Source organism: Nostoc sp. NMS7 (assembly GCF_017115085.1).
Lineage (GTDB): Bacteria > Cyanobacteriota > Cyanobacteriia > Cyanobacteriales > Nostocaceae > Nostoc.
Map to the genome: position 1 here is coordinate 1 of NZ_JABXKJ010000084.1, position 23,826 is coordinate 23,826.

At 37.9% G+C, this 23,826-nt stretch carries 25 protein-coding genes and 1 pseudogene; 21 read left to right on the plus strand and 5 right to left on the minus strand.

Annotated features, from left to right (window positions below):
- Together HWQ38_RS08610 and HWQ38_RS08615 are read left to right on the plus strand one after the other, a co-directional pair.
- A partial coding sequence (locus HWQ38_RS08610; protein WP_292792273.1) for a hypothetical protein occupies positions 1–237 on the plus strand: 237 nt, incomplete at its 5' end.
- Positions 238–328: 91 nt separating this feature from the next.
- Positions 329–985, plus strand: coding sequence for a Uma2 family endonuclease (locus tag HWQ38_RS08615; RefSeq protein WP_292792275.1), 657 nt, complete (start codon positions 329–331; stop codon positions 983–985).
- Here HWQ38_RS08615 and HWQ38_RS08620 read toward each other — a convergent pair.
- From HWQ38_RS08620 to HWQ38_RS08630, 3 genes are all read right to left on the minus strand, one after another.
- On the minus strand, positions 977–1,297 hold the full coding sequence (locus HWQ38_RS08620; protein ID WP_292792277.1) for a DUF4058 family protein: 321 nt from the start codon (positions 1,295–1,297) through the stop codon (positions 977–979). The two genes, HWQ38_RS08615 and HWQ38_RS08620, sit on opposite strands and share 9 nt — an antisense overlap.
- Positions 1,298–1,343: 46 nt before the next feature.
- Positions 1,344–1,562 carry a hypothetical protein gene (locus HWQ38_RS08625; protein ID WP_292792279.1) on the minus strand — a complete coding sequence of 73 codons (219 nt, stop codon included), beginning with the start codon at positions 1,560–1,562 and terminating at the stop codon, positions 1,344–1,346.
- Positions 1,563–1,700: 138 nt separating this feature from the next.
- Positions 1,701–3,878 (minus strand): polysaccharide biosynthesis tyrosine autokinase, encoded by a 2,178-nt coding sequence (locus tag HWQ38_RS08630; RefSeq protein WP_292792281.1) that lies wholly within the window; start codon positions 3,876–3,878, stop codon positions 1,701–1,703.
- A gap of 1,066 nt (positions 3,879–4,944) precedes the next feature.
- Here HWQ38_RS08630 and HWQ38_RS08635 point away from each other — a divergent pair.
- From HWQ38_RS08635 to HWQ38_RS08685, 11 genes are all read left to right on the plus strand, one after another.
- A complete protein-coding gene (locus tag HWQ38_RS08635; RefSeq protein ID WP_292792283.1) occupies positions 4,945–6,303 on the plus strand; it encodes a glycosyltransferase family 4 protein in 1,359 nt (452 codons plus the stop codon).
- 131 nt (positions 6,304–6,434) lie between these two features.
- Entirely contained in the window at positions 6,435–6,863 is a 429-nt protein-coding gene (locus HWQ38_RS08640) for a hypothetical protein (protein ID WP_292792285.1), read from the plus strand.
- 49 nt (positions 6,864–6,912) lie between these two features.
- Positions 6,913–7,755: an ABC transporter permease gene (locus HWQ38_RS08645; RefSeq protein ID WP_292792287.1), complete on the plus strand. Its 843-nt coding sequence runs from the start codon at positions 6,913–6,915 to the stop codon at positions 7,753–7,755.
- Between the two features lie 175 nt (positions 7,756–7,930).
- The gene (locus HWQ38_RS08650; RefSeq protein WP_292792289.1) at positions 7,931–8,890 is read left to right on the plus strand and encodes a GDP-mannose 4,6-dehydratase; all 960 of its coding nucleotides are present in this window, start codon (positions 7,931–7,933) and stop codon (positions 8,888–8,890) included.
- 105 nt (positions 8,891–8,995) lie between these two features.
- Positions 8,996–10,261, plus strand: coding sequence for an ABC transporter ATP-binding protein (locus tag HWQ38_RS08655; protein ID WP_292792291.1), 1,266 nt, complete (start codon positions 8,996–8,998; stop codon positions 10,259–10,261).
- 9 nt (positions 10,262–10,270) lie between these two features.
- Positions 10,271–11,173: a hypothetical protein gene (locus HWQ38_RS08660; RefSeq protein ID WP_292792293.1), complete on the plus strand. Its 903-nt coding sequence runs from the start codon at positions 10,271–10,273 to the stop codon at positions 11,171–11,173.
- Between the two features lie 81 nt (positions 11,174–11,254).
- Positions 11,255–12,103 (plus strand): methyltransferase domain-containing protein, encoded by an 849-nt coding sequence (locus HWQ38_RS08665; protein WP_292792295.1) that lies wholly within the window; start codon positions 11,255–11,257, stop codon positions 12,101–12,103.
- A gap of 348 nt (positions 12,104–12,451) precedes the next feature.
- On the plus strand, positions 12,452–13,258 hold the full coding sequence (locus HWQ38_RS08670) for a class I SAM-dependent methyltransferase (RefSeq protein ID WP_292792297.1): 807 nt from the start codon (positions 12,452–12,454) through the stop codon (positions 13,256–13,258).
- Positions 13,259–13,416: 158 nt separating this feature from the next.
- Positions 13,417–13,563: a hypothetical protein gene (locus tag HWQ38_RS08675; RefSeq protein WP_292792299.1), complete on the plus strand. Its 147-nt coding sequence runs from the start codon at positions 13,417–13,419 to the stop codon at positions 13,561–13,563.
- Positions 13,560–14,495: an NAD(P)-dependent oxidoreductase gene (locus HWQ38_RS08680; RefSeq protein WP_292792301.1), complete on the plus strand. Its 936-nt coding sequence runs from the start codon at positions 13,560–13,562 to the stop codon at positions 14,493–14,495. Before HWQ38_RS08675 ends, HWQ38_RS08680 begins: the two co-directional genes overlap by 4 nt.
- Positions 14,492–15,691 carry a glycosyltransferase gene (locus tag HWQ38_RS08685; protein WP_292792303.1) on the plus strand — a complete coding sequence of 400 codons (1,200 nt, stop codon included), beginning with the start codon at positions 14,492–14,494 and terminating at the stop codon, positions 15,689–15,691. Before HWQ38_RS08680 ends, HWQ38_RS08685 begins: the two co-directional genes overlap by 4 nt.
- On the opposite strand, the gene HWQ38_RS08690 is transcribed toward HWQ38_RS08685, so the two are convergent.
- Positions 15,688–15,858 (minus strand): hypothetical protein, encoded by a 171-nt coding sequence (locus HWQ38_RS08690; RefSeq protein WP_292792305.1) that lies wholly within the window; start codon positions 15,856–15,858, stop codon positions 15,688–15,690. The genes HWQ38_RS08685 and HWQ38_RS08690 overlap by 4 nt on opposite strands.
- Before the next feature lie 20 nt (positions 15,859–15,878).
- Between HWQ38_RS08690 and HWQ38_RS08695 the strand changes: the two genes are divergently transcribed.
- From HWQ38_RS08695 to HWQ38_RS08730, 8 genes are all read left to right on the plus strand, one after another.
- Complete coding sequence (locus HWQ38_RS08695) at positions 15,879–16,700, plus strand: Uma2 family endonuclease (RefSeq protein WP_292792307.1); 822 nt, start codon at positions 15,879–15,881, stop codon at positions 16,698–16,700.
- A 234-nt stretch (positions 16,701–16,934) separates the two neighbouring features.
- Positions 16,935–17,171, plus strand: a complete 237-nt coding sequence (locus HWQ38_RS08700; protein ID WP_292792309.1) for a DUF2281 domain-containing protein — start codon at positions 16,935–16,937, stop codon at positions 17,169–17,171.
- A 256-nt stretch (positions 17,172–17,427) separates the two neighbouring features.
- Positions 17,428–17,847, plus strand: coding sequence for a DUF29 family protein (locus tag HWQ38_RS08705; protein WP_292792311.1), 420 nt, complete (start codon positions 17,428–17,430; stop codon positions 17,845–17,847).
- A gap of 133 nt (positions 17,848–17,980) precedes the next feature.
- Positions 17,981–18,454 (plus strand): DUF29 domain-containing protein, encoded by a 474-nt coding sequence (locus tag HWQ38_RS08710; protein WP_292792313.1) that lies wholly within the window; start codon positions 17,981–17,983, stop codon positions 18,452–18,454.
- A 481-nt stretch (positions 18,455–18,935) separates the two neighbouring features.
- Positions 18,936–20,075 (plus strand): glycosyltransferase family 2 protein, encoded by a 1,140-nt coding sequence (locus HWQ38_RS08715; RefSeq protein ID WP_292792315.1) that lies wholly within the window; start codon positions 18,936–18,938, stop codon positions 20,073–20,075.
- 314 nt (positions 20,076–20,389) lie between these two features.
- Positions 20,390–21,481 carry a glycosyltransferase family 4 protein gene (locus HWQ38_RS08720; protein ID WP_292792317.1) on the plus strand — a complete coding sequence of 364 codons (1,092 nt, stop codon included), beginning with the start codon at positions 20,390–20,392 and terminating at the stop codon, positions 21,479–21,481.
- 32 nt (positions 21,482–21,513) lie between these two features.
- On the plus strand, positions 21,514–22,614 hold the full coding sequence (locus HWQ38_RS08725; protein ID WP_292792319.1) for a glycosyltransferase family 4 protein: 1,101 nt from the start codon (positions 21,514–21,516) through the stop codon (positions 22,612–22,614).
- A 59-nt stretch (positions 22,615–22,673) separates the two neighbouring features.
- On the plus strand, positions 22,674–23,498 hold the full coding sequence (locus tag HWQ38_RS08730) for a methyltransferase domain-containing protein (protein ID WP_292792321.1): 825 nt from the start codon (positions 22,674–22,676) through the stop codon (positions 23,496–23,498).
- A gap of 12 nt (positions 23,499–23,510) precedes the next feature.
- On the opposite strand, the pseudogene HWQ38_RS08735 reads toward HWQ38_RS08730, so the two are convergent.
- Positions 23,511–23,819 (minus strand): annotated as a pseudogene (locus HWQ38_RS08735) (HEPN domain-containing protein); the annotation flags it as partial.
- Positions 23,820–23,826: the final 7 nt, after the last annotated feature.

Below are 23,826 nucleotides of genomic sequence, written 5' to 3' on the forward strand. Positions count from 1 at the left end.
CGTGTTTGGGTACTCCAAAGTCGTGTTTGGGTACTCCAAAGTCGTGTTTGGGTACTCCAAAGTCGTGTTTGGGTACCACCGCGTCAAGTACACAGGTGCGTAGGCGTAGCCCGCACTTCTCTACGAGACCCTTCGGCAAGCTCAGGGCATCGCGCTGCGCGAACGGCAAGCTTCAGTGACCACCGTAGGCATCGCCTTTATAAATCTCCACAAACAAAGCGAACGCTTGACTTTTAAAACAGTCGCTATGTAATATTTTCTTTCAAAAATCAAATATGAGTTTTATATGTGATGAAGGTAAAATACAAGTACGATTAGGTGAAGAATAATGGTAACACTTCAATTGCGACAATTAAGTGTTCCGCCGGGACATAGAATAATACTCCACGATGTTAGCTGGCAAGAATTTGACGCGATTTTAGAAGAACTTGGCAACCATCGAGCCGTTCGATTGGCTTACAGCAACGGAACTTTGGAGATGAGAATGCCGTTACCGAAGCATGAGAAAGCCAAAGTCATCATTGGGGATTTGGTGAAAATTCTGCTGGAGGAGTTAGAGATTGACTGTGAAACATTTGGCTCAACCACCTTTAAACGTGAAGATATGGCTTTTGGTGTAGAGCCTGATGACTCTTTCTACATTCAAAATCATGCTCAAATGATTGGTAAAGAGCGAATAGACTTGACAATTGATCCGCCACCTGATTTAGCAATTGAAATTGATGTTACTTCCAAAACTCAACTAGATGCTTACGAAGCATTAGGAGTTCCTGAACTGTGGCGATATGAAGATGGCAAGCTAGAAATTAATATTCTTCGGAATGGCAAATATATTAAATCTGAAATTAGCCCTACTTTTCCCAACTTTCCTATTGATGAAGTAATTCCCCGGTTTGTCGAACAGAGCCGAACTTTAGGTAGAAGTCCAACGCTGAGAGCATTTCGTCAATGGCTAAGAAAACAAATCAACCCAAACTTAACGTAATCCCTGCTCTTTTAACAACTCATATACCCAAGCTGCATCAACTTCTCCAAGGGGCAGAACTGGTTCACGATTGTAGTCTATAGCCAAATCAAATCCGGCGCGTTCGTATACACCGTGTAGCAATATTTGTAAGTCTACGAATGGTTCTGTATCACCCCGACGTATGGGTAAAAAAAAAGCTGGAATCTGCTCTTGCAGTCCAAAAGGATATAATTCTGCCTTGGGGCGAGATTCACTGTGACTTACCAAAATCCGATAGTCTGACTTAATTTGATTACCCAAGATTGGCATGGGTTCGCCACCACGCAGCAAGTTTATTTCTACTTAGCTTGTCTAGTATCCTGGCGATCGCAACTGACTAATTGGTTGATTCATCTTCAGTTTGTCCATCATCTTTTACTGTTTTTATCGCAGCATTCAGACGATAACCAGCTTCTTGGATATAGTATCCAGCAGCGCCAATGTCTTCAAAGACATCATTAAATTGAGGATGATCTATTGTAAAAATCGCTCCTAACCTCTCACCAATTTGCTCAAGCTCTTGTTGAATTGCAAGTAGTTTTTGAGTATCGTTCATCCTGTAACTCCGTGCTTTGAATATTCACCACAAAGACAACTGCCCTGGCGAAATATTTGATTTTTCACCCCTATGGTAATAAAGATGGCACTTTGGTTATAGTTAGCTAATGGTAGTGCTGACGCGACTATTGATTTCCTAATAATAATAATAATAACTATTGTTGGTACTTTTCTGAGCATTACCAACTATGCCTAATATATTCAACCGAGAAATTTTCAGGTTATCTAAAGCTGCTTTTAGCATTGAGGAATTTGTTTTTTGAATTCTGACTACTATCAAAAGCCCATCAGTGTGGGGTACTATCAGGCTAGCATCGGCTAATCCCACCAAAGGAGGGACATCATAAATCACTAGGTCAAAAGTGTTATGCAAATCTGCCATTAGTTGCTTCATTTTTTGAGATGAGAGCAACTTTGTCGGATCGGGTGGTATTGGTCCAGAAGTGATTACAGATAATTGGTTCATGGAAGGTAGTTGTCGGATTACTTCTCCCACTGGCAAGTTTGTAGAAATTAAATTACTTAATCCCCATAGATTATTTAAACCTGATAGGTTGTGAATTGTGGGTTTACGAAGATCAGCATCTACCAGTAGAACTCGTTGCCCCATTGCTGTAGCTATTTGAGCTAGATGCAAGGCAACCGTAGACTTCCCATCACCACTCATAGCTGAACTAATAACTATAGAGCGCATTGGGCGATCGGAACTGAGTAGTTGAATATTGGTATAAAGTACCCGTAGCGCTTCTGAAAAGTGGGTAGATGGGTCACCATACTCTTTATCTAGTAAAACAGCCAACCTAGCAGTTGCCTGAGAAGAAGAGCTTTGGATATTTGCTAAGGGACTTTTTTGATTAAAAGTGCGCTTTTTCTTAGTGTCAATTTCCTTTTCAAAAGGAATATTTCCTAACAATGGTTGTTTGAGCTTCTTTTTCAGTTCATCAACAGTATGGTAGGTATTATCTAGCTTTTCTACAAGTAAGACAACACCAATTGCTGCGAGGATGCTTGCAACCAATCCCAGTATAAAATTGCGTTGGCTAGAAAAGGCATCAATAGGAATATCTAGGGTAGTTGGTCTTTGAAGTAATTGCCAGCCAATATCCGCTTGGGATATTTCAATTTGGAGATTTTCGTGAGTTGATAGAAAGCGGTTTAAACTTTCAGTGGCGATTTGTAATTTGCGCTGTAATTCAGTGTACTGTCGTGCTAAAACTGGCAGTTGGTTGCGTCGTTGTGCAAATTTCCGTTCTATTTTGGCAAGTTCTTGGCTTTGTACTTCTAAGGTCTGATACTGTGTCGCTACTTCGGCAAACTTTACACCCAATAGGCGCTCTGACTCTTGACGTAGCAAAGGTAAAAGACTAGCTCGTTGATCTTTCAATGTTTGCATACTGGGATTGTCTTCTTGCAAACGAGTTGATTCTGTAGCAATCTGAACATCAAGTTGACGTATTTGAATAATCAATTGTTGATATAAAGGAGCATAATTCAGTATTGTTGTTGCTCCATTTCTTCCTTGTAGGATAGCAAAATTAGCACGAACTTGGGCTAACTGTAGATCAATTGCTTGTTTTTGTCGAGAGAATTCAGCAGTTTGTAAAGCAATTTGTGCTACTTGGGTTTCTGGGTCGTTAAAACTGTACTTTTGCCGAAATAGTTGTAATTCTTTTTGGATCTGATCGACACGATTTTGGATAAATGGCAGTTGTTTTTCAACAAACTGAAGGCCCTGATGTAACTTGGTTTGCTTCCTTTCTTGACTATAGTCTAAGTAATTCTGTGCTATTCGCTCTAATACAACTTGAGTCTGCTTTGGATTGCTACTTTGATAACGAAATTCTATAATCTTTGTTTCTTCTAAGCGATTAATCTTCAGAGATTTGATAAGAGAATAATAGTCGATTTCTGGATAGTAGACTTGCAACTGTTTAACAGTGTTTTTCATCAGTTCAGGACTCTTAAGAACCTGAATTTGGCTTTCATAATCTAGACTAGACTGTTGTGCATTAAAGTCTTTGACAACATCCACAACTTTGGGGTCATCATTTACAGGTTCTACTAATAGTTTAAAACTGCCTTCATATTCTGGAGGCTTCTGGTTTACCACCAAGTTAATTACTACAAGTGTCATCACAGCAATCGTTACACTTGTGATGAGTAGCGATCGCCGCCGTAAAATACTTAGAAATTCTTGAAAGCTCCAGTCGTCTTCTTGTTCTTCAGCCCAGCGAACAGGTTGATTTTGAGGAAATGGAGGCACATTATGACTACCATTAGAATTTGAGTTTTGAGAAGGATAATTCTCGATCATGTGTTTAATATTTGGTTATGCACTGAACAGGAGCAGTGGAAAGGCTTTTGAAAGTTTCGGTTAGGTAGTTGGAATATAAGTATTAATATATACTAAATATAAAATGTGTTTGATACTCTCTATGATCAAAGCTCGGTATTTGTTCTTGAGTGTAGTACGTAGTGTATAAGTACTAAATATAGCTTTGAGTATCTGCTTGGTATCTGCTTGCTCAAAGTATAACAATAGAATTTCAACATTGACAAAAAATACCAAATATCCAATACGAGTTTTATCGATTCAAACTTGATTTTTTGACGTTTTTTCAGCGATAACAGGCTTGGGCTATGCCTGAGCGACTGATCAAAGGATGATTGAGAAAAGCCTGAAACGCCCTATATTCGTGATAAATAGTATAAATATACTAATAAAATTAGACAGTGCATAAGTCTGAAAAATGTTGGTTTTATAAAGATTTTGCTAGAATATCTTTTTAAATATAAAGTTTTGATGAGCTTTTGGTCTTTAGAATTAAAACATGATAAGGTGGGGCGTAACAGATGTTACACGTAAAAAATCAAACTCAATGATATATCTTTAAATCTCTTTAAAGATGTTTAAACAGTAATTTGTGTATCATTATTATTCTAGTTTAGGTAGGTTTTCGTAGAAAAGCCTTGCCACAGGGTTCGTAGTGTCCTAAGAAGAATTTAGAAGTCAGGAGTCAGAATGAAGACGTTCGCGGACTCATTACCGCTGCGTTATCAGTGGGGTATTCAAGCCCACCACTTTATTGTTGACCACTAAATATGCAGATTTAGTGGCGGTCTTAAACCCCTTTATTCAGACGCTTGCGGTATCCGCCAGCGACGCACTGAGCCTGTCGAAGTGTCGGACAAAATCCAGGGCTTTGTTGTGATGACTGACGCCTTTATTCTTTGTTGGTAAAGCATCTCAGTCCTAAAGAGAGATGAGGTTTTTTGCTTTAACTCGTTCCCCTCAGGGAGACTTGAATATATAGCTTGAATCTTTCAAAGGTTGAAGGAATAAACAAGCATTTTTCTACTCTAGACTAGGAGCATAGCTGATGAGACTTAATGAACTTAATGAATGGATTAATCAACAATTATTGCCATCGATTTCTCCTGAGTTAGATGCAAGGAATAAAGCTTCTGTAAAAACTCAAAAATCAATTAAATTATCTGTGCTGACCCAATTTTTTCCTCCAGATTATGCTGCGACAGGGCAGTTGATCGAAGAACTAGTGAAACAGTTAAGGAAGCAAGGCGTGGATATTGAAGTCTTTACAAGTCAGCCAGGATATGCGTTTAGCTCTCATACAGCACCAGCAGTTGAATGGGCTGACCAAATCAGAATTCAGCGATCGCGCACTGCCCAAATCTGGACGGGAAGAATTCGTGGTAAAGCTGTTAATGGAATACTATATACTTTACGTGCTATGCTCTATCTGCTGAGAGCTTGGCGTCGTAACAATATATTACTAATAACTACAGCTCCTCCATTTTTGCCAGTTATCGGATATCTGGCTTATTTATTGTTCCGATTGCCCTATGTGTGTGTACTCTACGATCTATACCCTGATATTGCGATCGCACTAGGTGTAATTTCCAAGCGTCACTGGCTAGTACGCTTGTGGCGTGGGATCAACAAACAGGTTTGGCTAAAAGCCAAGGGGATTATAGTACTTAGTCCGGTGATGAAAGAACAGGTATTAGCGCATTGTCCCGAAGTAGCTGATAAGATTTCTATAATTCATAGTTGGGCTAACCCAGAAGCGATCGTGCCGATTGCCAAACAAGAAAACTGGTTTGCTTGGAAGTATAATTTAGTTAACAAATTTACCGTACTTTATTCTGGCAATATGGGTCGCTGCCATGACATGGACACCATATTGGAAGCTGCAAAGCAACTACAAGATGAGCCAATTCAGTTTGTCTGCATTGGTGGTGGTGCCAAACGCGAAGAATTAATCACGGAAGTAAATCGGTTAGGGCTGAACAATTTTACGTTTTTACCTTATCAAGATCAACAAGTGTTACCTTATTCTTTAACAGCTTGCGATCTATCACTAGTGAGTGTGGATGCAACTACAGAGGGTTTAGTTGTTCCCAGCAAATTTTATTCAGCTTTAGCCTCTGGGCGACCAATAGCAGTAATTTGCTCACAGATTTCATATCTCAGACAACTAATGGCTGAAGCCAACTGTGGTGGGACATTTGATAATGGAGATGGTCAAGGTCTAGCGCAATTTATTCGCTTTCTGAATCGAGATCCACAAATAGGAGAACAAATGGGCAAAGCAGGTCGCCACTATTTGCGATCGTCGCACTTTACACCGAAAGTTATCTCTCAACAATACTTAAATGTCTTGCAGCAGGCACTATTATCTGATCAGATAATAACCATATCTCAAAACGATATCTAGTAAGTATATTGGAATTAATTGCATATTTTTGGAGTATTTTTTTAGGAGTTGGGCTTCGATGGTCTTATTGATCTCAGTCCCTCCAACATAGCCTTCCTTGCTCATAGTTGTTGTCTATACAGGAGGTGGAATTGCAGAAAAGGTGTGACCGAAATCGGAAACGTTCCCAGCGACGGGCTATTTATTGCCCCATTCATAGCTGCTATATCGATAGCGTCAGTCAGAAATATAAAATGTTTGCAGACCAAGCAGGTCAATTACAGCAACGAGGCATGAGTCGGCGGAATGCGTTGATGTTAGTAGCGAACCAAACCGCAGTGCCTATAGAAGGGGAATGGTTAGAAGCTTTTTGGTGTGACGAGTGTCAGCAAACAACTTGGTATCATATCCACAAGTGTAGCGATCGTAGTTATGAAATTTCGCTAGCACCACAAGAACTATGGCAGCAAGTAAGCGGAGTGATTGATGCTTTTGGGAACCCTTCTGTTGGGGAGTTTACGCGTAAGAGTGCCAGATATGTTGGTTATCAAGGTCTTAAAGGTTTCCAGTTTGTGAGTTAAGTGTTATTAGCGCCATTTTGTTAAATATATTAATCTTCAATCAATAATTATGAGTGATCCAAAAATTGTCTCTCAACAGGAGTTAGTGATTGAAGCTGGAGGCACAGATCGGCAGTATTGGAAAGACATATGGCGATATAGAGAATTATTCTATTTTCTTGCTTGGCGTGATATTTTGGTGCGGTATAAGCAAACTGCGATCGGTATTGCTTGGGCACTGATTCGTCCGTTTTTGACTATGGTAGTTTTTACAATTGTGTTTGGACAATTGGCAAAGTTGCCTTCCCAGGGTGTGCCTTATCCAATTCTAGTTTTTTCAGCGATGTTGCCTTGGCAATTCTTCGCCAACTCACTCTCGGAGTGCAGCAATAGTTTGATTGGCAATGCTAACTTAATCTCAAAGGTGTATTTTCCCCGCTTAATTGTACCGACAAGTGCAGTAGTAGTTAGCTTCGTAGACTTCCTGATTTCCGGGATGATTTTATTGGGGTTAATGGCTTGGTATAACTTTGTCCCCAGTTGGCGAATTCTGACACTACCACTATTTATTGTTATTGCTTTTGCTGCTTCAATGGGGGCGGGATTATGGTTTGCTTCTCTAAATGTCAAGTATCGAGATTTTCGTTACATTGTGCCGTTTATTGTGCAATTTGGTTTGTATATTTCGCCAGTGGGATTTAGCAGCAGTGTTGTTCCAGAAAAATGGCGGTTGTTATACTCCCTCAACCCGATAGTAGGAGTAATTGATGGTTTCCGTTGGGCGATTTTAGGGGGTGAGTCAAAGTTATACCTCTCAGGTTTTTTGCTATCTTTGGGATTAGTAGTTTTGCTATTCATCAGTGGCATTTGGTATTTTCGTAAGGTGGAACGGACTTTTGCAGATGTGATTTAAAGTTATATTGAGAGCATCTCAATGAGTGTAAAAAGCCTTGTAAAACCTCACCCCAACCCTCTTCTTGGTAAGGAGAGGGAGCAATAATCTTGTTTCTCATTTAGTAATTTGCTTTCACTGAGATGCTCCCGTTATATTTGCCCAATACTTTTAAAACATCCTCTAAAATAAACTGATGAAGAAAGCTCTCATTTGTGGAATATCCGGTCAGGATGGAGCTTACCTGGCACAGTTACTTCTTAATCAAGGTTATAGCGTTTGTGGTAGTTCACGAGATGCCCAGATTTCCTCTTTCCAAAATTTGGTTAACTTAGCTATCCGTGACCAAGTGAAGTTAGAGTCAATGGCTCTGAATGACTTTCGCAGTGTATTGCAAGTGCTGACAAAAATCCAGCCAGATGAAATCTACAATTTGGCAGGACAAAGTTCAGTTGGTTTGTCTTTTGAACAACCAGTAGAAACTTTAGAAAGTATCACTACTGGGACTCTGAATTTATTAGAAGCTATTCGCTTTTTAGGTGTGCCAATCAAACTCTATAATGCTGGTTCTAGTGAATGTTTTGGGGATACTGGCCAAACTGCTGCTAATGAAACAACGCCATTCCGCCCCAGAAGCCCTTATGCTGTGGCTAAAGCTGCTGCTTTTTGGGAAGTTGCTAACTACCGGGAAGCTTATGGTTTGTTTGCCTGTTCTGGGATTCTATTTAATCATGAATCTCCCTTGCGACCAGAAAGATTTGTGACTCAAAAGATTGTTGCGGCTGCTTGTCGCATTGCTGAAGGTAGCACTGAGCAGCTTTATTTAGGAAATATGCAAATTCAGCGTGACTGGGGTTGGGCACCGGAATATGTAGAAGCGATGTATTTGATGCTGAAACAGTCACAGCCGGATGATTATGTAATTGCTACGGGAGAGAGCAGTTCATTAGAGGAATTTGTCGCAGCAGCATTTGCATCTGTGAATTTAGATTGGCGTAACCATGTTGTGATCGATAATAGCCTGCTGCGACCTACAGATTTAGCAGTGGGTAGAGGTAATCCAGTTAAGGCGAAGGACAAGCTGGGATGGCAGGCAAAATACAAGATGAAGCAGGTGGTGCAAATGATGGTGGAGGCTAAACGATCGCAATCCTAAATCATTCATAAATGCGAAGGAGCTTCCCGAAGGGTAGCAATGAGTGCGATCGCTTTGTCGTTCCTCATCGCTGCGGACTTATACCTACTGATAATTGAAAAGCTAATGTCTGACACTGTTATTCAAGTTGAAAATTTAGGTAAAAAATATATTATTGGGCATCAACAGCAAGAACGTTACACTGCACTGCGCGATGTGATTGCTAATAAAGTTAAGTCCTTTGGTAATCTAATCCAAAATCCAAAATCCAAAATCCAAAATTCTCAGGAGGAGTTTTGGGCGCTGAAAGATGTATCGTTTGAGATTAAACAGGGTGACAGAGTTGGAATTATTGGGCGCAATGGTGCGGGAAAATCTACACTATTAAAAATTCTCAGCCGGATTACTGAACCGACAACAGGAAGCATCAAAATTAAGGGAAGAGTTGCTAGTTTGTTGGAGGTGGGTACAGGCTTTCATCCAGAGTTGACTGGTAGAGAGAATATCTATCTTAATGGTGCAATTCTGGGGATGGGCAAGGTAGATATTAAGCGCAAGTTTGATGAGATTGTGGCGTTTGCTGAGGTAGAAAAGTTTTTAGATACGCCAGTTAAGCGGTATTCATCGGGTATGTATGTGCGGTTGGCGTTTGCGGTGGCGGCGCATTTAGAACCGGAAATTTTGATTGTGGATGAAGTGTTAGCGGTGGGGGATGCAGCGTTTCAGAAGAAGTGTTTGGGGAAGATGGAGGATGTAGGAAAGGAAGGACGTACAGTTATTTTTGTTAGCCACAACATGGCTACAGTGACAACCCTGTGTCAGAGAGCTATTTGGCTAGTTAATGGTCAGGTTAATTTAGATGGGAATGTAGAGCAGATAACCAGTAAGTATTTAACCTATGGTGTCGAGCATTCTGGAGAGGTAATTCTTACAAAGCAATCTCAAAATCAACGATTTTCGTTTAAGCGAGTTTCTTTTCTAAATACAGAAGGAAATGTCAATTACGTTTTTGATGTACGAGATCCAATTAAAATTAGCCTTGAGTATGAAGTTACACAAAATTTTAATGGTTTAGAAGTTACTTTTAAAGTGATTAACTCTTCTGGAATTCCCATTTTTACTATTGATAGGTCATTTCATTTGTCTTCTGAGCTTGTGATAGGAAGTTACCTAGCAGAGATTGAGATTCCTTCTCTATTCCTAGCACCTGGCTCTTATAGTATTGATGTAGCAGCGCATATTCCAAACGTTGAAATTTTATCTCTTTATCAGTCTCTTATGAGTTTTGAGGTTGAAGAAACGGGCAGCCGTATGGCTCGGTACAAAGGTTTCGCTATTGGAGTAGTACTTGTCGATTTTCCTTGGAAAGAATTAGCTGTAAATTTTAAATAAAGCATAGCTATGAATATTTTGACTAAAATTAAAGAAAGATTTAATTTACTACATCATATATTTAATCAGGTTATCTCGATTCAAAGTAGGCTTGTAAAAGTTCAAGAAGCTTTAGGTAGGATTGAATCTCGACAATTACAATCTCTAGATAAATTTGAATTGAAAGACAATGAATTTCGAGTATTTTCACAATGGGGAGAAGATGGCATTCTTCAGATGCTTTTAAGACATATTGAGATACCTAATAAGATATTTATCGAATTTGGAGTTGAGAATTATATCGAATCTAATACAAGATTTCTGCTAGTAAAAGAAAATTGGGCAGGCTTGGTTATTGATGGAAGTACTGAAAATATTAGCTATATCAAGAAAGATTCGATATATTGGCAGCATAATTTAAAAGCTGTTCAAGCCTTTATTGATAAAGATAATATTAATAAACTCATCGCGGAAAATGGCATAAAAGGAGAAATAGGAATTCTGTCTATTGATATAGATGGAAATGATTACTGGATTTGGCAGTCAATTAATGTAATTAATCCTGCCATCGTTGTTACTGAATACAACTTTATATTTGGCAAGGATAAATCTGTAACTATACCTTATAATGATAAATTTGTGCGTACACAAGCTCATTATTCTAGTATTTATTTTGGGGCATCACTTAAAGCACTCTACTTACTAGCACAAAAGAAAGGTTATGCATTTGTTGGATGTAACACTGCTGGGAATAACGCTTTCTTTGTGCGTAAAGACTTAATGTCAGATTGTATTAAAGAATTGAGTTTAGAAGAAGGCTATGTTGCAGGTCAATTCAGAGAATCTCGTGATGAAGACGGAAACCTTAATTTTCTTTCTCTTCAAGAAAAACAACAACTGCTTACTTCACTACCCCTTATAGAGGTTAATTAAAAATGCTCAAAAAGCTTCTCTTCAGAAACAGGTTTATTGGCAAAAAATATCTAATTTACATCCCTTGTAATTGAAGTAATTATGCTTATGCACACGTATGAAGAATCTGTGAACTGGATGCGGAGTCAAGCAGAATATGCTGAGTTGGTTAAACTCTGCTACCTTGATGTAGACAATCTCATATCCGCACAGCGTTTTGCATCTAGTGATGAATTTACAGAGGTGAAAAATACCTTACAACTAAGTAATTCATCCAAGAAATTTAAAATACTCGATCTAGGTTGTGGAAATGGAATTGCTTCTTTTGCCTTTGCTTCCATAGGGCATGATGTTGTTGCTGTAGATCCTGACAACAGCGAAGATGTAGGTCTTAGAGCTACCGAAAGACTAGGTTCTGTAGTTCAAAGTGGATCTATCTCGACTGTTCAAGCCTTTTCTGAAGCTTTACCATTTCCAGACTCAACATTTGATATTGTCTATGCTCGTCAAGCACTCCATCACTTCTCTGATTTGTATGAAGGGCTGGCTGAATGTTCGAGAGTACTGCAATCCAATGGCATCCTTTTCGCAACTAGAGAGCATGTTATTACTGATGAAAAACAACTTCAAGAATTCTTAGGAAATCACATTTTACATAAGCTACATGGAGGCGAAAATGCACATACTTTACAAAATTATATTTCAGCAATGCAAAAAGCTCCTTTTAAGAATATAAGAACTTTTGCTCCTTTCGATAATATTGTCAATCACTTCCCCACATCTAATGCTGATGTGAGAAGTTGGCTATACAAGTCATTAGAAAAAAAGCTAGGAGTAATAGTTGCGTCAATTTTGATAAAAGTTCCAACTGTTCAAAGATTTTACAGACAGAAACTTTCTCATGGCTGCGATTTTCCGGGTAGGTTATATTCTTTCCTATGTAATAAGTAAAAAATCTAACAATGCGTATTTTAAATAGTTAACAGATTTATGCAATACAAACTGCTAGCAGTATCAATATCAAACAACTGAAGTTAGAGAAGGTACTTGTATTGCGGAAATTGAATTTCCAGGTACATTACTTGTATCTGATACTTATAGTGTTGATACTGGCGCACATATTCCAAAGGTTGAAGTTTTATCACATTATTCTTCTTTAATTAGTTTTGAAATAGAAGAAACAGGAAGTGATCTGACTATATATAGTGGTGCTGCTTTTGGAGTTATACTAGTGAATTTTCCCTGGAAGGAAGTTTGCCCAGCAGTAAATTAATAATTATTTCTAAGGTAACTATTTGTATGAATAACATTGTTAAACAATTTTGCCCTCCTATTCTTTGGAATTTCTTAGCATACTTGAAAGCTTCTAGAGCTTCGTTTAATTCGCCCAAAAACTCTTTGTTATTATCTCCTACAAGTCTTAATACTGATCATCAAGACTTGGATATGTACTGGAATACTGAGATGGCAAACATCCTTGAAACATGGGGTGAGGGCAATGTTTGGTCTGAAATTCAGTTTCTTATGGCAACTTGTGAGGGCAGAGTTTTAGATATCGCTTGTGGTACAGGTAAAACTATAGAAATTATTTCTAAATTTCCAAATATTGAAGTGTATGGAATTGATATATCTGATTTTGTCATTAGTAAAGCTATAGAACGTGGTATATCAAGCAATCATCTCAAAGTAGGTAATACTACTAGCACAAATTACTCTGATAATTTCTTTAAATATTCTTATTCAATAGGTTCTTTAGAACATTTCACCAATACAGGAATTTCAGAATTTATTTCCGAATCTTATAGGGTTACAGAAATTGCATCTTTTCATATGCTTCCAGTATCAAGAAGTGGGAAAGATGAGGGATGGATAAAAAGATTACAGAGCTATCATAACAACTCGGTAGATTGGTGGCTGGACAAGTTTTATTTGTCATACCCAAATGTGTATGTGATTGATTCCTACTGGAATGATGATATTTCTGTAGGAAAATGGTTTATTTGTTGTAAAAATGAAGCCAAAGTTAATAAAAATGAAATTCCAATTGAAGAAGATAATAGTACTTACGCATTGACGGAAAATACCAAATCATTAAATCTATTTTGAACTAATTTTAAAAGCCATGAATATTATCAATACGCTACGATTCAAGTTTCATCAATTAAATAATATTGAGAATCAGCAAAATAAATTAAGATTAACTATGCATAAACTTCAAGAAGCTCTAGGAAGAATTGAAAATAGACACTTACAAAATTTTGATTTTGACAGCAAAAATATTAACCCAAGTTGCTGGATATGTAGTAGGTCAGTTTCGAGAGTTGCGGGATGAGAAAGGGAATCTTCTTTATCCATCATTAGAGGAAGAGCAAAAAATTCTTTATTCTTTGCCATTAGTGGAGATTGAGTGAGTAAAATTCATAAATTAGCTCTAATTACAGGTGTCACTGGTTTTCTTGGCCGGTATATTGCCCGTTATTTCTCAGAGCAAGGCTGGTCTGTCATTGGGATTGGCACTTCTCCTCCAGAGAATGCACCTTTAGCCAATTTGACAAAATATTATTGTCTTAAATTACCAAATTCAGATTTACATGAAATACTCCAGGAACGTTCTCCCTCAATTTGTATTCATTGTGCTGGTAGGGCTTCTGTAGGCTTATCTGTCTCTGAACCAGCATCAGACTTTTATACAAACTCAATAGTTACCTTTGAACTCCTTAATGCACTGCGTATTAATTCTCCCAAATGTAAATTTATCTTTCTCTCTAGCGCAGCAGTTTACGGGAATCCTGAGTCATTCCCTGTGAGGGAAACACAAACAGTCGCTCCTATTTCACCTTATGGCTTTCATAAACTGATGTGTGAGCAACTGTGCCTAGAATTCACAAAAATTTATGGTTTACCAACAGCCAGTTTGAGAATTTTCTCTGCTTATGGCCCTGGATTACGTCGTCAGGTTCTCTGGGATATTTGCCAAAAAGCAATTACTCAAAGTTCTTTATTATTGCAAGGTACAGGTCAAGAAAGCCGTGATTTTATCCATGCTTTAGATATTGCTAGAGCATTAAGCGTAGTTGTCGAATCTGCACCAATGGAAGGGGAAATATATAATCTAGGCACAGGTAGAGAGGTAACAATTTCTGAACTAGCAACGATGGTGCTTGAGTCACTAGAGCAAAATTGTCAGATGCAATTTGATGGTGTTGTCCCCACAGGTAATCCTCTCAATTGGCAAGCGGATATTTCTAAGCTGAAATCGATAGGCTTTACTCCAACTGTTGAGTTAGAACGGGGAGTTAAGACTTTTGTCAACTGGTGTCGTGCTGAACTGGTAGGTGTATGAATCAACCTCTACGAATTGGTTTGATAATGCAAGGGGGACGTGGTTGGATAGGTGGTACTGAGTATATCAAAAATCTGATCTTGGCATTATCTAGTCTTCCTGATGAAGAACGTTCAACCTTTGAAATTTGCCTACTATATTATGGGCAATCTTTTGAGCCTGATATTCAAAATCAATTAAACCCTTATTTAAATGGTACTTACAACTTAGAAACAGAATTAGGTTATTTTACATTTATCAACCGCTTGAAATGGAAGGTCAAGAGGGTATTTTTTAAACAATCAGATCCTCGATTATCACATTTTTTGATAAAAAATAAATTGAATTTTATTTATCCTTATTTAGTCCCTGATGCTGAAAATGCCTCTTATCAAGGATGTCCTTGGATTTACGACTTCCAACACAAGTATTTACCTCATTTATTTACACAGCCTGATATTGATGAACGTGATAGAGGATTTGCTAAAATAGCCAATTCAAGTTCAAGAGTTGTATTAAGTAGCAAAACAGCAGCAGCAGACTTTAAAAAGTTTTTTCCAAATTCAGAATGTCAAACAGAAGTATTACAATTTAGAACTTCCTTACCTTCAATTTGGTATGAATTGAATTCGGTTAATTTGCAGAGTAAATACCATCTCCCTGATAGATTTTTCATAATTAGCAATCAATTTTGGCAGCATAAAAATCATTTGATTGTCTTAGAAGCTCTAAAAATACTAAAAGCCAGTTCTATCTATCCAATAGTTGTATTTACAGGTCATATTTATGATTATCGCAAGCCTGATTACATAGATACTATTTTACAAACTATTCATACTTGTGGTTTAGTAAACCAAGTTTATCTACTAGGTCTAATTCCAAGAATTGACCAAATTCAACTTATGCGTCGTTCGCTTGCTGTGATTCAGCCTTCTCTATTTGAAGGTTGGAGTACGGTTGTAGAAGATGCTCGTTGTCTTGGCAAGAAAATGATTCTCTCAGATTTTCCAGTTCACTTAGAGCAAGACCCACCAGGAAGTGCATTTTTTGATCGACACTCCCCTCAGCAACTAGCAGATTTAATTGCTGAATGGTGGGAAAAACTCAAACCTGGATCTAATTATGAGGAAGAAATCTTAGCTCAGGCAAGAAATAGGGAAGAAGTTAAAGCATTTGGATACCGTTTTTTGGAAATTGCTAGAACTAAAGCTTTCTAGCTCAGGCTGCAAAGGGTTTGTGCATCACGAAGTGGATAATTGCGATCGCATGAGTCAAAACTGACGAGCGATCGCAATACTTGGAATGGGGCGATCGCTCTTATAAAATACAAGTAGTAAGCTGCTCGTCGGGAGGCATCAGCAGAAACAGGAATAACTTTAGCCAATTTTGTTGAAAAACGAAGCTATGTACCAAACAGATCCACCCTTACCGCCCAGCCAAGTCCTGCCGACAATGTATGATCTGCCCAGTGAAGAACCTTTAGATATGGACTTACCGGAACAGATGCATCCTCGTCCACCAAGGGAAACCATGCCGACAATGTATGATCTTCCTAGTGAAGACCCAGAGGAGCCTGGTTTGCCGGACGAATTCCACGACTTTCAACCCCAATTATTACGCGAAACCTGTAAACCGCCAAATTACCCAACTGGGGAAATGTTTATTGGCACAGATTTAAATCTGTATTACGATGCCCGTCATCGATTGTGGCATAAAAGACCAGATTGGTTTTTGGTATTAGGTGCATCTCGTGCCCAACAACAACAAGATATGCGCCTGAGCTATGTTGTTTGGCAAGAGGGAATTGCCCCATTTTTAGTAGTTGAATTACTCTCACCCGGTACAGAAGCCGAAGATTTAGGACAAACATTCAGGGATGCCAACAAGCCGCCAACAAAATGGTTGGTGTATGAACAGAGTTTGCGAATTCCTTACTATATCGTCTTTGACCGCTATCAAAATCAATTGCGAGTGTTTCAATTAACCGCAACACGATATCAACCAGTAGAAGTTCCAGAACAAAAGTTTTGGTTAACAGAACTGGAATTAGGCTTAGGGGTATGGAGCGGGAGTTATCAGCAAACAGAAGGTTTATGGCTGCGTTGGTACGATGCTACAGGTAATTGGATTGCCACACCGGAGGAACGAGCCGAACACCAGAGTCAACGGGCAGAACGATTAGCAGAAAGATTGCGATCGCTCGGTGTTGATCCAGATGATTTGTAACTTGATTGGCAGGCGATGCCTTCTCTACGAGACCCTTCTCTACGAGACCCTTCGGCAAGCTCAGGGCATCGCGCTGCGCGAACGGCCGGCTTCTCTACGAGAGGCTACGCCAACGCCTACGCTTTTAAGTGAAAGGCAAATGTTCTGCTTGTGGTACTGTATTACAGCCCTAAACAGTATTGGGCTGTTCAAAATTGCTCTAAAATATAAGAGGTGCTAATTTGGACAGTTGAGATGACTTCCCAAACACGGGATATAACTGAGACATTAATTGCCCAACTCCAAACTCTACCACCAGAGCAACAACAGATGGTGGCAAATTTTGTTGAATTTCTAGCTCAGAAACACGCCCAATCCCAACCTAGTCAGAACCGAAAAAAGCGGCGCGTTGCTGGATTGCATGAAGGTATGGGTTGGATTAGTGACGATTTTAATCAGCCTTTACCAGATGAATTTTGGATGGGTGAGTGATGAATTTTCTTTTAGACACTCATACATTAATTTGGTGGTCAATAGACCCCATAAAGCTTTCAGAGCCAGCAAGAACCTTATTGGATAATGAAAACAACACTCTATTTTTAAATTTTGAATCATCAGTTTTTGTGTAATACTACAGATAATTTTGAGAGAGCAATTGATTAAAAATGAACCTAAAGTCAACTGATAATGAATAAAACCTTGCTGAGATTAAAATAGGTATTAGGCAGTTATAAAAAAACAGTCGATTATGGAAGAATTATTATTGTTACGTCAACTTATTGAAGAAAAGCAATATGAGAAAGCTTTAGAAGTTGTAGATGAACTTGAAGAAATGTCAAGGGAAGATAAATTAAATAAGATTTATAGCTATGCGGTAATTTTGTTGTTGCATTTAATTAAGCAAGAGGCTGAAAAACGCAGTACCCGTTATTGGGAGTTTTCTATTTATAATGCCAGCAAAGAAATTAAAAGGGTTAATAAACGGAGAAAATCAGGTGGATGTTATGCCAATGAAGAAGAATTAAAGGAAATTTTAACTGATGCCTTTGATACAGCGCTTAAAAAAGCAGCATTAGAAGCTTTGGAAGGTATATATACAGATAATGAACTCAAGGAAAAGATTGAAGAAGGCCAAATTAAAAGTAAAGCCGTTAGTCTAATTTGCTAATTGATCATTTGGTCTTTTTGAGGTGAAAATTTTATCACTAGGGCGTGAAAGCTATAATCCCAACCTTGAGGAGCGATCGCCATTAAAGCACTATACTGAAAAAAGGCAGTGACTAAGGGGAAAAGGAAAAGTTATGCTAACCCAATCCACAACTGAGAAATTATACAACCAAGACTTTTGCCTTTGGGTCGAGACAACTGTCCAGCAATTAGAATTGAAGCAATTTGAGACAATAGACTGGGAAAATTTGATTGAGGAGATCAAAGACTTGAGTGGGAGTCAAAAGCGAGCTTTAGAGAGCTTATTAAGCCGACTCCTTGAACATCTGCTCAAGATAGAATATTGGAAATCAGAATATCAAGATAATTCCAATCACTGGAAAGGCGAGATTCGAGCCTTCCGTAAACAAATCAAAAAGTTGCTGAAAGTAAGTCCTAGTCTTAGACCTTATTTAGAAGATATATTTGAAGAATGTTATCAGGATGCGAGAGAAATTGTAGCTGATGTAACAGCACTCTCTCTCGATACTTTGCCAATGAGTCCTATTGCCAGTTTAGAACAGGTATTAGACGAAAATTGGTTGCCAAAAACTTCTACTGGACTGTAATTTAGATAAGTTTTCATCATAAAGTTGCAATATAAATATGTATATAAAAACCCTGAAGGTGATCACATTTGCTACTATAAGGATTTACGGAAAATGCAACAGCATTATCCCTAGTGGTCAATTAGCAAGTCACTAACAGAAATTTTTATAGCAGTTCTCATTTGGATGCAACACATAGTAGACACCTAAGCGATCGCACTTCAAGAATATCCTCTGATTGAAAGGCAAATGTTCTGGTTGTCGTACTGTATCATACTGCGATCACTCTCTAGATAAAACAGTCTTGAGAGCGATCGCCAGATTTGCAATAGGCTATTTATACGATGAGCTACGGCTATACTTCTCAAGTATAATTACAGAGTTTGTACATCTTCAAGTGGATATTTGTGATCGCATGAGTAAAATATAGTCGAGCGATCGCCTAATTCCTATTTCCTGAATAAAATATAATCGCAATTTTTTAAATGCAGCGATATCTACGATGGTCACTGAGCTTGCCGAAGTGCGGGCTACGCCTACGCTCTATATTTATACATTCACTAGAGAGAATTCATTAAAGAAAATGGCAATTGTTAACACTGGTTTGACATTAAAAGATTTACCTACACCACCTGAAGGTAGAACTGGCTGGCCTTGGACAGAACAGACAGAACCATTGCCAGATAAAATGCCTGATAGTTCTGAGTGGCCACGCATTAGTATAGTTACTCCTAGCTATAACCAGGGACAGTTTATTGAGGAAACTATCCGTTCAGTATTGCTGCAAGGTTATTCAAATCTTGAGTACATCATCATTGATGGTGGCAGTACTGATAATTCAGTTGAGATTATTAATAAATATGAACAGTACCTATCCTATTGGATCAGCGAACCCGACGGCGGTCAGTCAAATGCTCTGAATAAAGGTTTCCACAGAGCTACGGGTAATTTAGTTGGATGGCAGAACTCAGATGATTATTATCTCCCCAAAGCCTTTCTATATGCTGCACAGGCTTTAGCTATTTTTGATGAAGCTGATGTTTTTTACGGAAACGCCAACTATATTGATGCAAGTGGAAACATCATCTTTACTGCTCAAATAAGCCAATTTGATTTCAAAAATATGATCCCTTGGCAATGTATATTAAATCAGTCAACTTTCTTTACAAGGCAGATATTCCAAAATGGTAATTTTATTGATGAAACTAAAGAACATATTATGGATTATGAATTTTTTTGGCGGTTAGCATTAGCAAATTATAAGTTCAAATTTATTCCTGAGATAGTAGCTAATTTTAGACAACACTCACAAGCCAAGGGAGCTACACAAACAGAAATCGCAGAGCAAGAGTTTTTTCAAATGTATAAATTTCTTTATACCGAAGCTAGTTTGGAATCAGATGTTAAAGAAAAACTCTTATTTTGTATGCGCGATTGCTGTTTAAATGATTTCGCAAAATTAAGGCTAAGTATTTTTCGCCAGCGCGTTAAAGAAGTAGCTGCAATAAAAGGTTTCAATTATCTCTGTCCGATTTTAATTATCAAATATTTCATTTCGCTAATAGGAGCTAAAAATATTTTTTTACTAAAAAGCGTTAGAAATAAAATTCTATATTTTGATCAGAATGGAAAGTTATTCTAAAAATTATAAGTCAATAATATCAGATATTATACCTTGTCCAAACGACTAGAAATCGCCATATACAATTCCAAAGGGGTAGAATTAATCGGTCGATTATCAGTAGATTAGCTAATAAGTTTCCCATAAATTATGAACAAAGATGGGCTTGGATTTGTCCAGCTTGGTATCTCTACTTTGAATTAGAGGTTATCAAATACAGCATACCTTTCAGCTATGAGGATGTACCTCATAGCTGAAAGGTATGCTAGGAGAGGGGCAAGGAGAAAAACTATATTCCATAATAGCCGGAAGCGCTGTAAGTTAATTTTAATACTATGAAAGTTATTCACATTACCCCAACTTACTTTGACGAATCATCAATTATCGGTGGTGGCGAACGCTATCCCACTGAATTAGCGTCTTGGATGGCAAATTGTGTAGATACTACTCTTGTAAGTTTTTCTTCACTGTGTAGAAATTATAGTCAAGGTAGTCTCAAAATCAAGACATATCCAGTTAAACACTTAATTCATGGTAACAAGATAAATCCATTAAGTTTTAAATATCTATGCTCAATTATGAGCGCTGATATAGTACATATACACCATATTCATACTCTAGTTTCTGATCTGGGCTGTCTCATAGCTGGTTTGCTTGGTAAGCGAGTTTTTGTTACTGACTATGGCGGTGGAGGAAGCTTTGTATTGAACCAGAAACTACCAGTGTTTAGAGTCTATAAAAATGCGATCGCCTATTCTCGCTTTGGTCTAGATTTTATCCCTGTTGAACTTCAAAAAAAAGCAGTTTTGATTAAAGGAGGTATTGATACAGATAAATTTTGTCCTGATGCATCTTTAAAAAAAGAAAATAATATTTTGTATGTAGGTCGAATTTTACCTCACAAGGGCATTAACTATTTAATTGATGCATTCCGTCTGCTCAATCGTTCAGACTACAAACTAAAAATTATTGGAAGAGTCTACAGTGAAAAATTCTACCAAGACCTTAAACAGCAAGCAGATGGGCTGAATATAGAATTTGTTCACGATGCGAATGATCAGCGATTATTACATGAGTATCGCACAGCAATGGTAACGGTTTTACCATCTGTTCACACCACCTGCTATGGCGACTACACTCCAGTTCCAGAATTAATGGGTTTTACTTTATTAGAATCCCAAGCGTGCGGAACTCCTGTGATCTGTACTGATGCTGGTGCAATGCATGAGTTTGTAGATGATGGTAAGACTGGGTTTGTTGTGCAGCAGAATTCTGGAGAAGCGATCGCTACTGCTTTGCGTCAACTCGTTAATTTATCTTCATTAGAATATGTAGAATGTCAAATGCATTGTCGTGAGTGGATAAATCCACTTAGTTGGTTAACGGTAGTGCAAAGACATTTAGATATTTACAAAGACGCTAATTAGTTTGTATATAATTTTTGGATAAGGAGTTTTGATTGCAATCACTTCGTATACTAATCGCTACATATTCACCACTTTCTGCTGAATTCGGTGCTGGTCAAATGGCAATCAATTTAGCAGAAGCATTACGGTTACAAGGACACGATGTTACTCTGTGGTCTCCTTATCCTATGCCTAATTTAAGAAGATGGTGGCAAGGTTTGCAAAGTATTCAATTAATGCAGTCAAAGCTAGATGCGTTTATTGCTACCCAGGAGCGATTCGATATAATTGATACCTCTGCCCACCTAATCACCAAACGGGTTGCTCAATCAGGGTTAGTAGTAGCTCGTAGTGTTCAGCCTCAAATTTTGTACATGCTATGTGATTTAAAGGATAAACCAGAAACGAGCCTAAAAGAGATTATTCTCCTGCCATTCGATTATTTGTTTTTGATAACGGTAGTTATTTTACTAATGCAAGGTTGGCAAAGATCAAAATATATTCTTTGCCTCGGTAGTTTAGAACTTGAATGGATGAAGAAATGGTTTCCCTGGTGGAAGAGTAAATTAATTTCTTATGTCAATGCACTATCAAAAGCTGATCAAGTAGAACTCGCTAATATACGTCTAAATAGAAAAAAACATGAAGGCGAAGGCATTCGCTTTCTGTGGATTGGTCGCTGGACTGCCCATAAAGGTATTCATGAACTAGTTGATTTTATCATTCAACGAGCAGCTTCGCACCCCAAAGATACTTTTACAATTGCTGGATGTGGTACTAATGCCAAGAAATATTTTTCACCTGAATTAATTCAATCGGGTAGGCTAAGAATTCTACCTTCATTTGAGAGAAACCAGCTTTACTCGTTACTTGCTAACCATGATGCTGGTTTATTTACAAGTAAAGTTGAGGGATGGGGATTAGTTTTGAATGAAATGTTAGAGTCTGGAATGCCTGTTTTTGCAAAACCTGCTGGTGGAGTAGCTGATTTACAAGAGTTCTTTAAGACTCTTATGACATTCCCACCTCCTCCGCAATTGATGCCCGATATTATTAGCAGCTATACAGATGTAGATGATTATTATCGTAGATGTAGTTGGGAAACAATAGCGGAAAATTACATAACTAAAATTTTCAAAAAAATCAATTCTTAGTAAATAAAAATTTTTCCTGATTGAAAATCAATTTAATGTCTTAGTTATTGCTTAAAAATATGAAAAAAATTAATTTTAAAGAAGATTGGACTGAAAGTTGGAAATATAGTTATCCCTATGACTTACTCGAAGTTTATGAAGTTAAAAATCTGACAGGATATGCTCACGCATACGCAAATAGGCTTAAACACACATTAGAGTTAATTCAAAAAGTTGCCAAACCGGGAGCAAAAATTTTGGATATAGCTGCTGCACAAGGAAATTTTAGTTTGTCATTGGCAGAACTAGAATATGAAGTTACCTGGAATGATTTGCGAGAAGAACTTATTGATTACGTCAAATTGAAGTGGGAATCTGGCATTGTTCACTATGCACCAGGAAATATTTTTGACTTAAAATTTGACGCTCAATTTGATGTAGTTTTAATTGCTGAAGTAATTGAGCATGTAGCTCACCCTGATGATTTCTTGAAAAACATTGCCCAGATGCTTAAACCAGGAGGTCATATCGTACTAAGCACACCTAACGGCGAATATTTCAAGAATCGTTTGCCCAGGTTTTCTGATTGTGCAGATCCGAGTCAGTATGAAGCAATACAATTTAAGCCAAACTCGGACGGACATATTTTCTTACTCCACTTAGATGAAATAGAACAGTTGTCACATCAAGCAGGATTGGTTGTTAAGGAGACTCGGTTAGTTACTAATCCATTAACGAACGGTCATATCAAACTACATTATTTATTAAAACTATTACCAAAATCCTGGGTAGAAACTTGTGAAAAACTAACTTGTTCCATGCCTTTAACGGTGAAGTGTAAATTGCACACAACTACAATTGCTTTATTAACTCAGTCAAAAAGTACCAATGAGATTTGCGGCTAAGTCCAGAAATATTTAAGCATTCATAATTTGCTCATTCGCTTGCTCAACAGAAACAGCATTAAGCTGTCCATAGTCTCCAGCATTACGCAAATCTTGGGCATCAATGAGAAATCTATGAAACTGAATTGGTACTTTACCAGTACGCGCAAAATTTCTTCCAAAAGCACTAATCACCCCAGCATGACTAGAGAAAGACATTCCTTCACCAATCAAAAAAGCTTCGGCAACGTAAAACATACTATAGTAAGCGCGAAAAGCAGCATAATCGGGATAGCTGTTCTCTAATAAAATTTTAGCGGCAGAAACACTTTGACGGGCTTTAAGTAAT

Excerpts from the sequence above, each read along its gene's own strand:
- HWQ38_RS08685 (WP_292792303.1), top strand. The coding sequence starts at position 14,492 with ATGAATCAACCTCTACGAATTGGTTTGATAATGCAAGGGGGACGTGGT.
- HWQ38_RS08710 (WP_292792313.1), top strand. The coding sequence starts at position 17,981 with ATGCTAACCCAATCCACAACTGAGAAATTATACAACCAAGACTTTTGC.
- HWQ38_RS08700 (WP_292792309.1), top strand. The coding sequence starts at position 16,935 with ATGACTTCCCAAACACGGGATATAACTGAGACATTAATTGCCCAACTC.
- HWQ38_RS08670 (WP_292792297.1), top strand. The coding sequence starts at position 12,452 with ATGAATAACATTGTTAAACAATTTTGCCCTCCTATTCTTTGGAATTTC.
- HWQ38_RS08615 (WP_292792275.1), top strand. The coding sequence starts at position 329 with ATGGTAACACTTCAATTGCGACAATTAAGTGTTCCGCCGGGACATAGA.
- HWQ38_RS08665 (WP_292792295.1), top strand. The coding sequence starts at position 11,255 with ATGCTTATGCACACGTATGAAGAATCTGTGAACTGGATGCGGAGTCAA.
- HWQ38_RS08650 (WP_292792289.1), top strand. The coding sequence starts at position 7,931 with ATGAAGAAAGCTCTCATTTGTGGAATATCCGGTCAGGATGGAGCTTAC.
- HWQ38_RS08720 (WP_292792317.1), top strand. The coding sequence starts at position 20,390 with ATGAAAGTTATTCACATTACCCCAACTTACTTTGACGAATCATCAATT.
- HWQ38_RS08625 (WP_292792279.1), bottom strand. The coding sequence starts at position 1,562 with ATGAACGATACTCAAAAACTACTTGCAATTCAACAAGAGCTTGAGCAA.
- HWQ38_RS08630 (WP_292792281.1), bottom strand. The coding sequence starts at position 3,878 with ATGATCGAGAATTATCCTTCTCAAAACTCAAATTCTAATGGTAGTCAT.
- HWQ38_RS08645 (WP_292792287.1), top strand. The coding sequence starts at position 6,913 with ATGAGTGATCCAAAAATTGTCTCTCAACAGGAGTTAGTGATTGAAGCT.
- HWQ38_RS08730 (WP_292792321.1), top strand. The coding sequence starts at position 22,674 with ATGAAAAAAATTAATTTTAAAGAAGATTGGACTGAAAGTTGGAAATAT.
- HWQ38_RS08695 (WP_292792307.1), top strand. The coding sequence starts at position 15,879 with ATGTACCAAACAGATCCACCCTTACCGCCCAGCCAAGTCCTGCCGACA.
- HWQ38_RS08705 (WP_292792311.1), top strand. The coding sequence starts at position 17,428 with ATGGAAGAATTATTATTGTTACGTCAACTTATTGAAGAAAAGCAATAT.
- HWQ38_RS08715 (WP_292792315.1), top strand. The coding sequence starts at position 18,936 with ATGGTCACTGAGCTTGCCGAAGTGCGGGCTACGCCTACGCTCTATATT.
- HWQ38_RS08660 (WP_292792293.1), top strand. The coding sequence starts at position 10,271 with ATGAATATTTTGACTAAAATTAAAGAAAGATTTAATTTACTACATCAT.
- HWQ38_RS08655 (WP_292792291.1), top strand. The coding sequence starts at position 8,996 with ATGTCTGACACTGTTATTCAAGTTGAAAATTTAGGTAAAAAATATATT.
- HWQ38_RS08635 (WP_292792283.1), top strand. The coding sequence starts at position 4,945 with ATGAGACTTAATGAACTTAATGAATGGATTAATCAACAATTATTGCCA.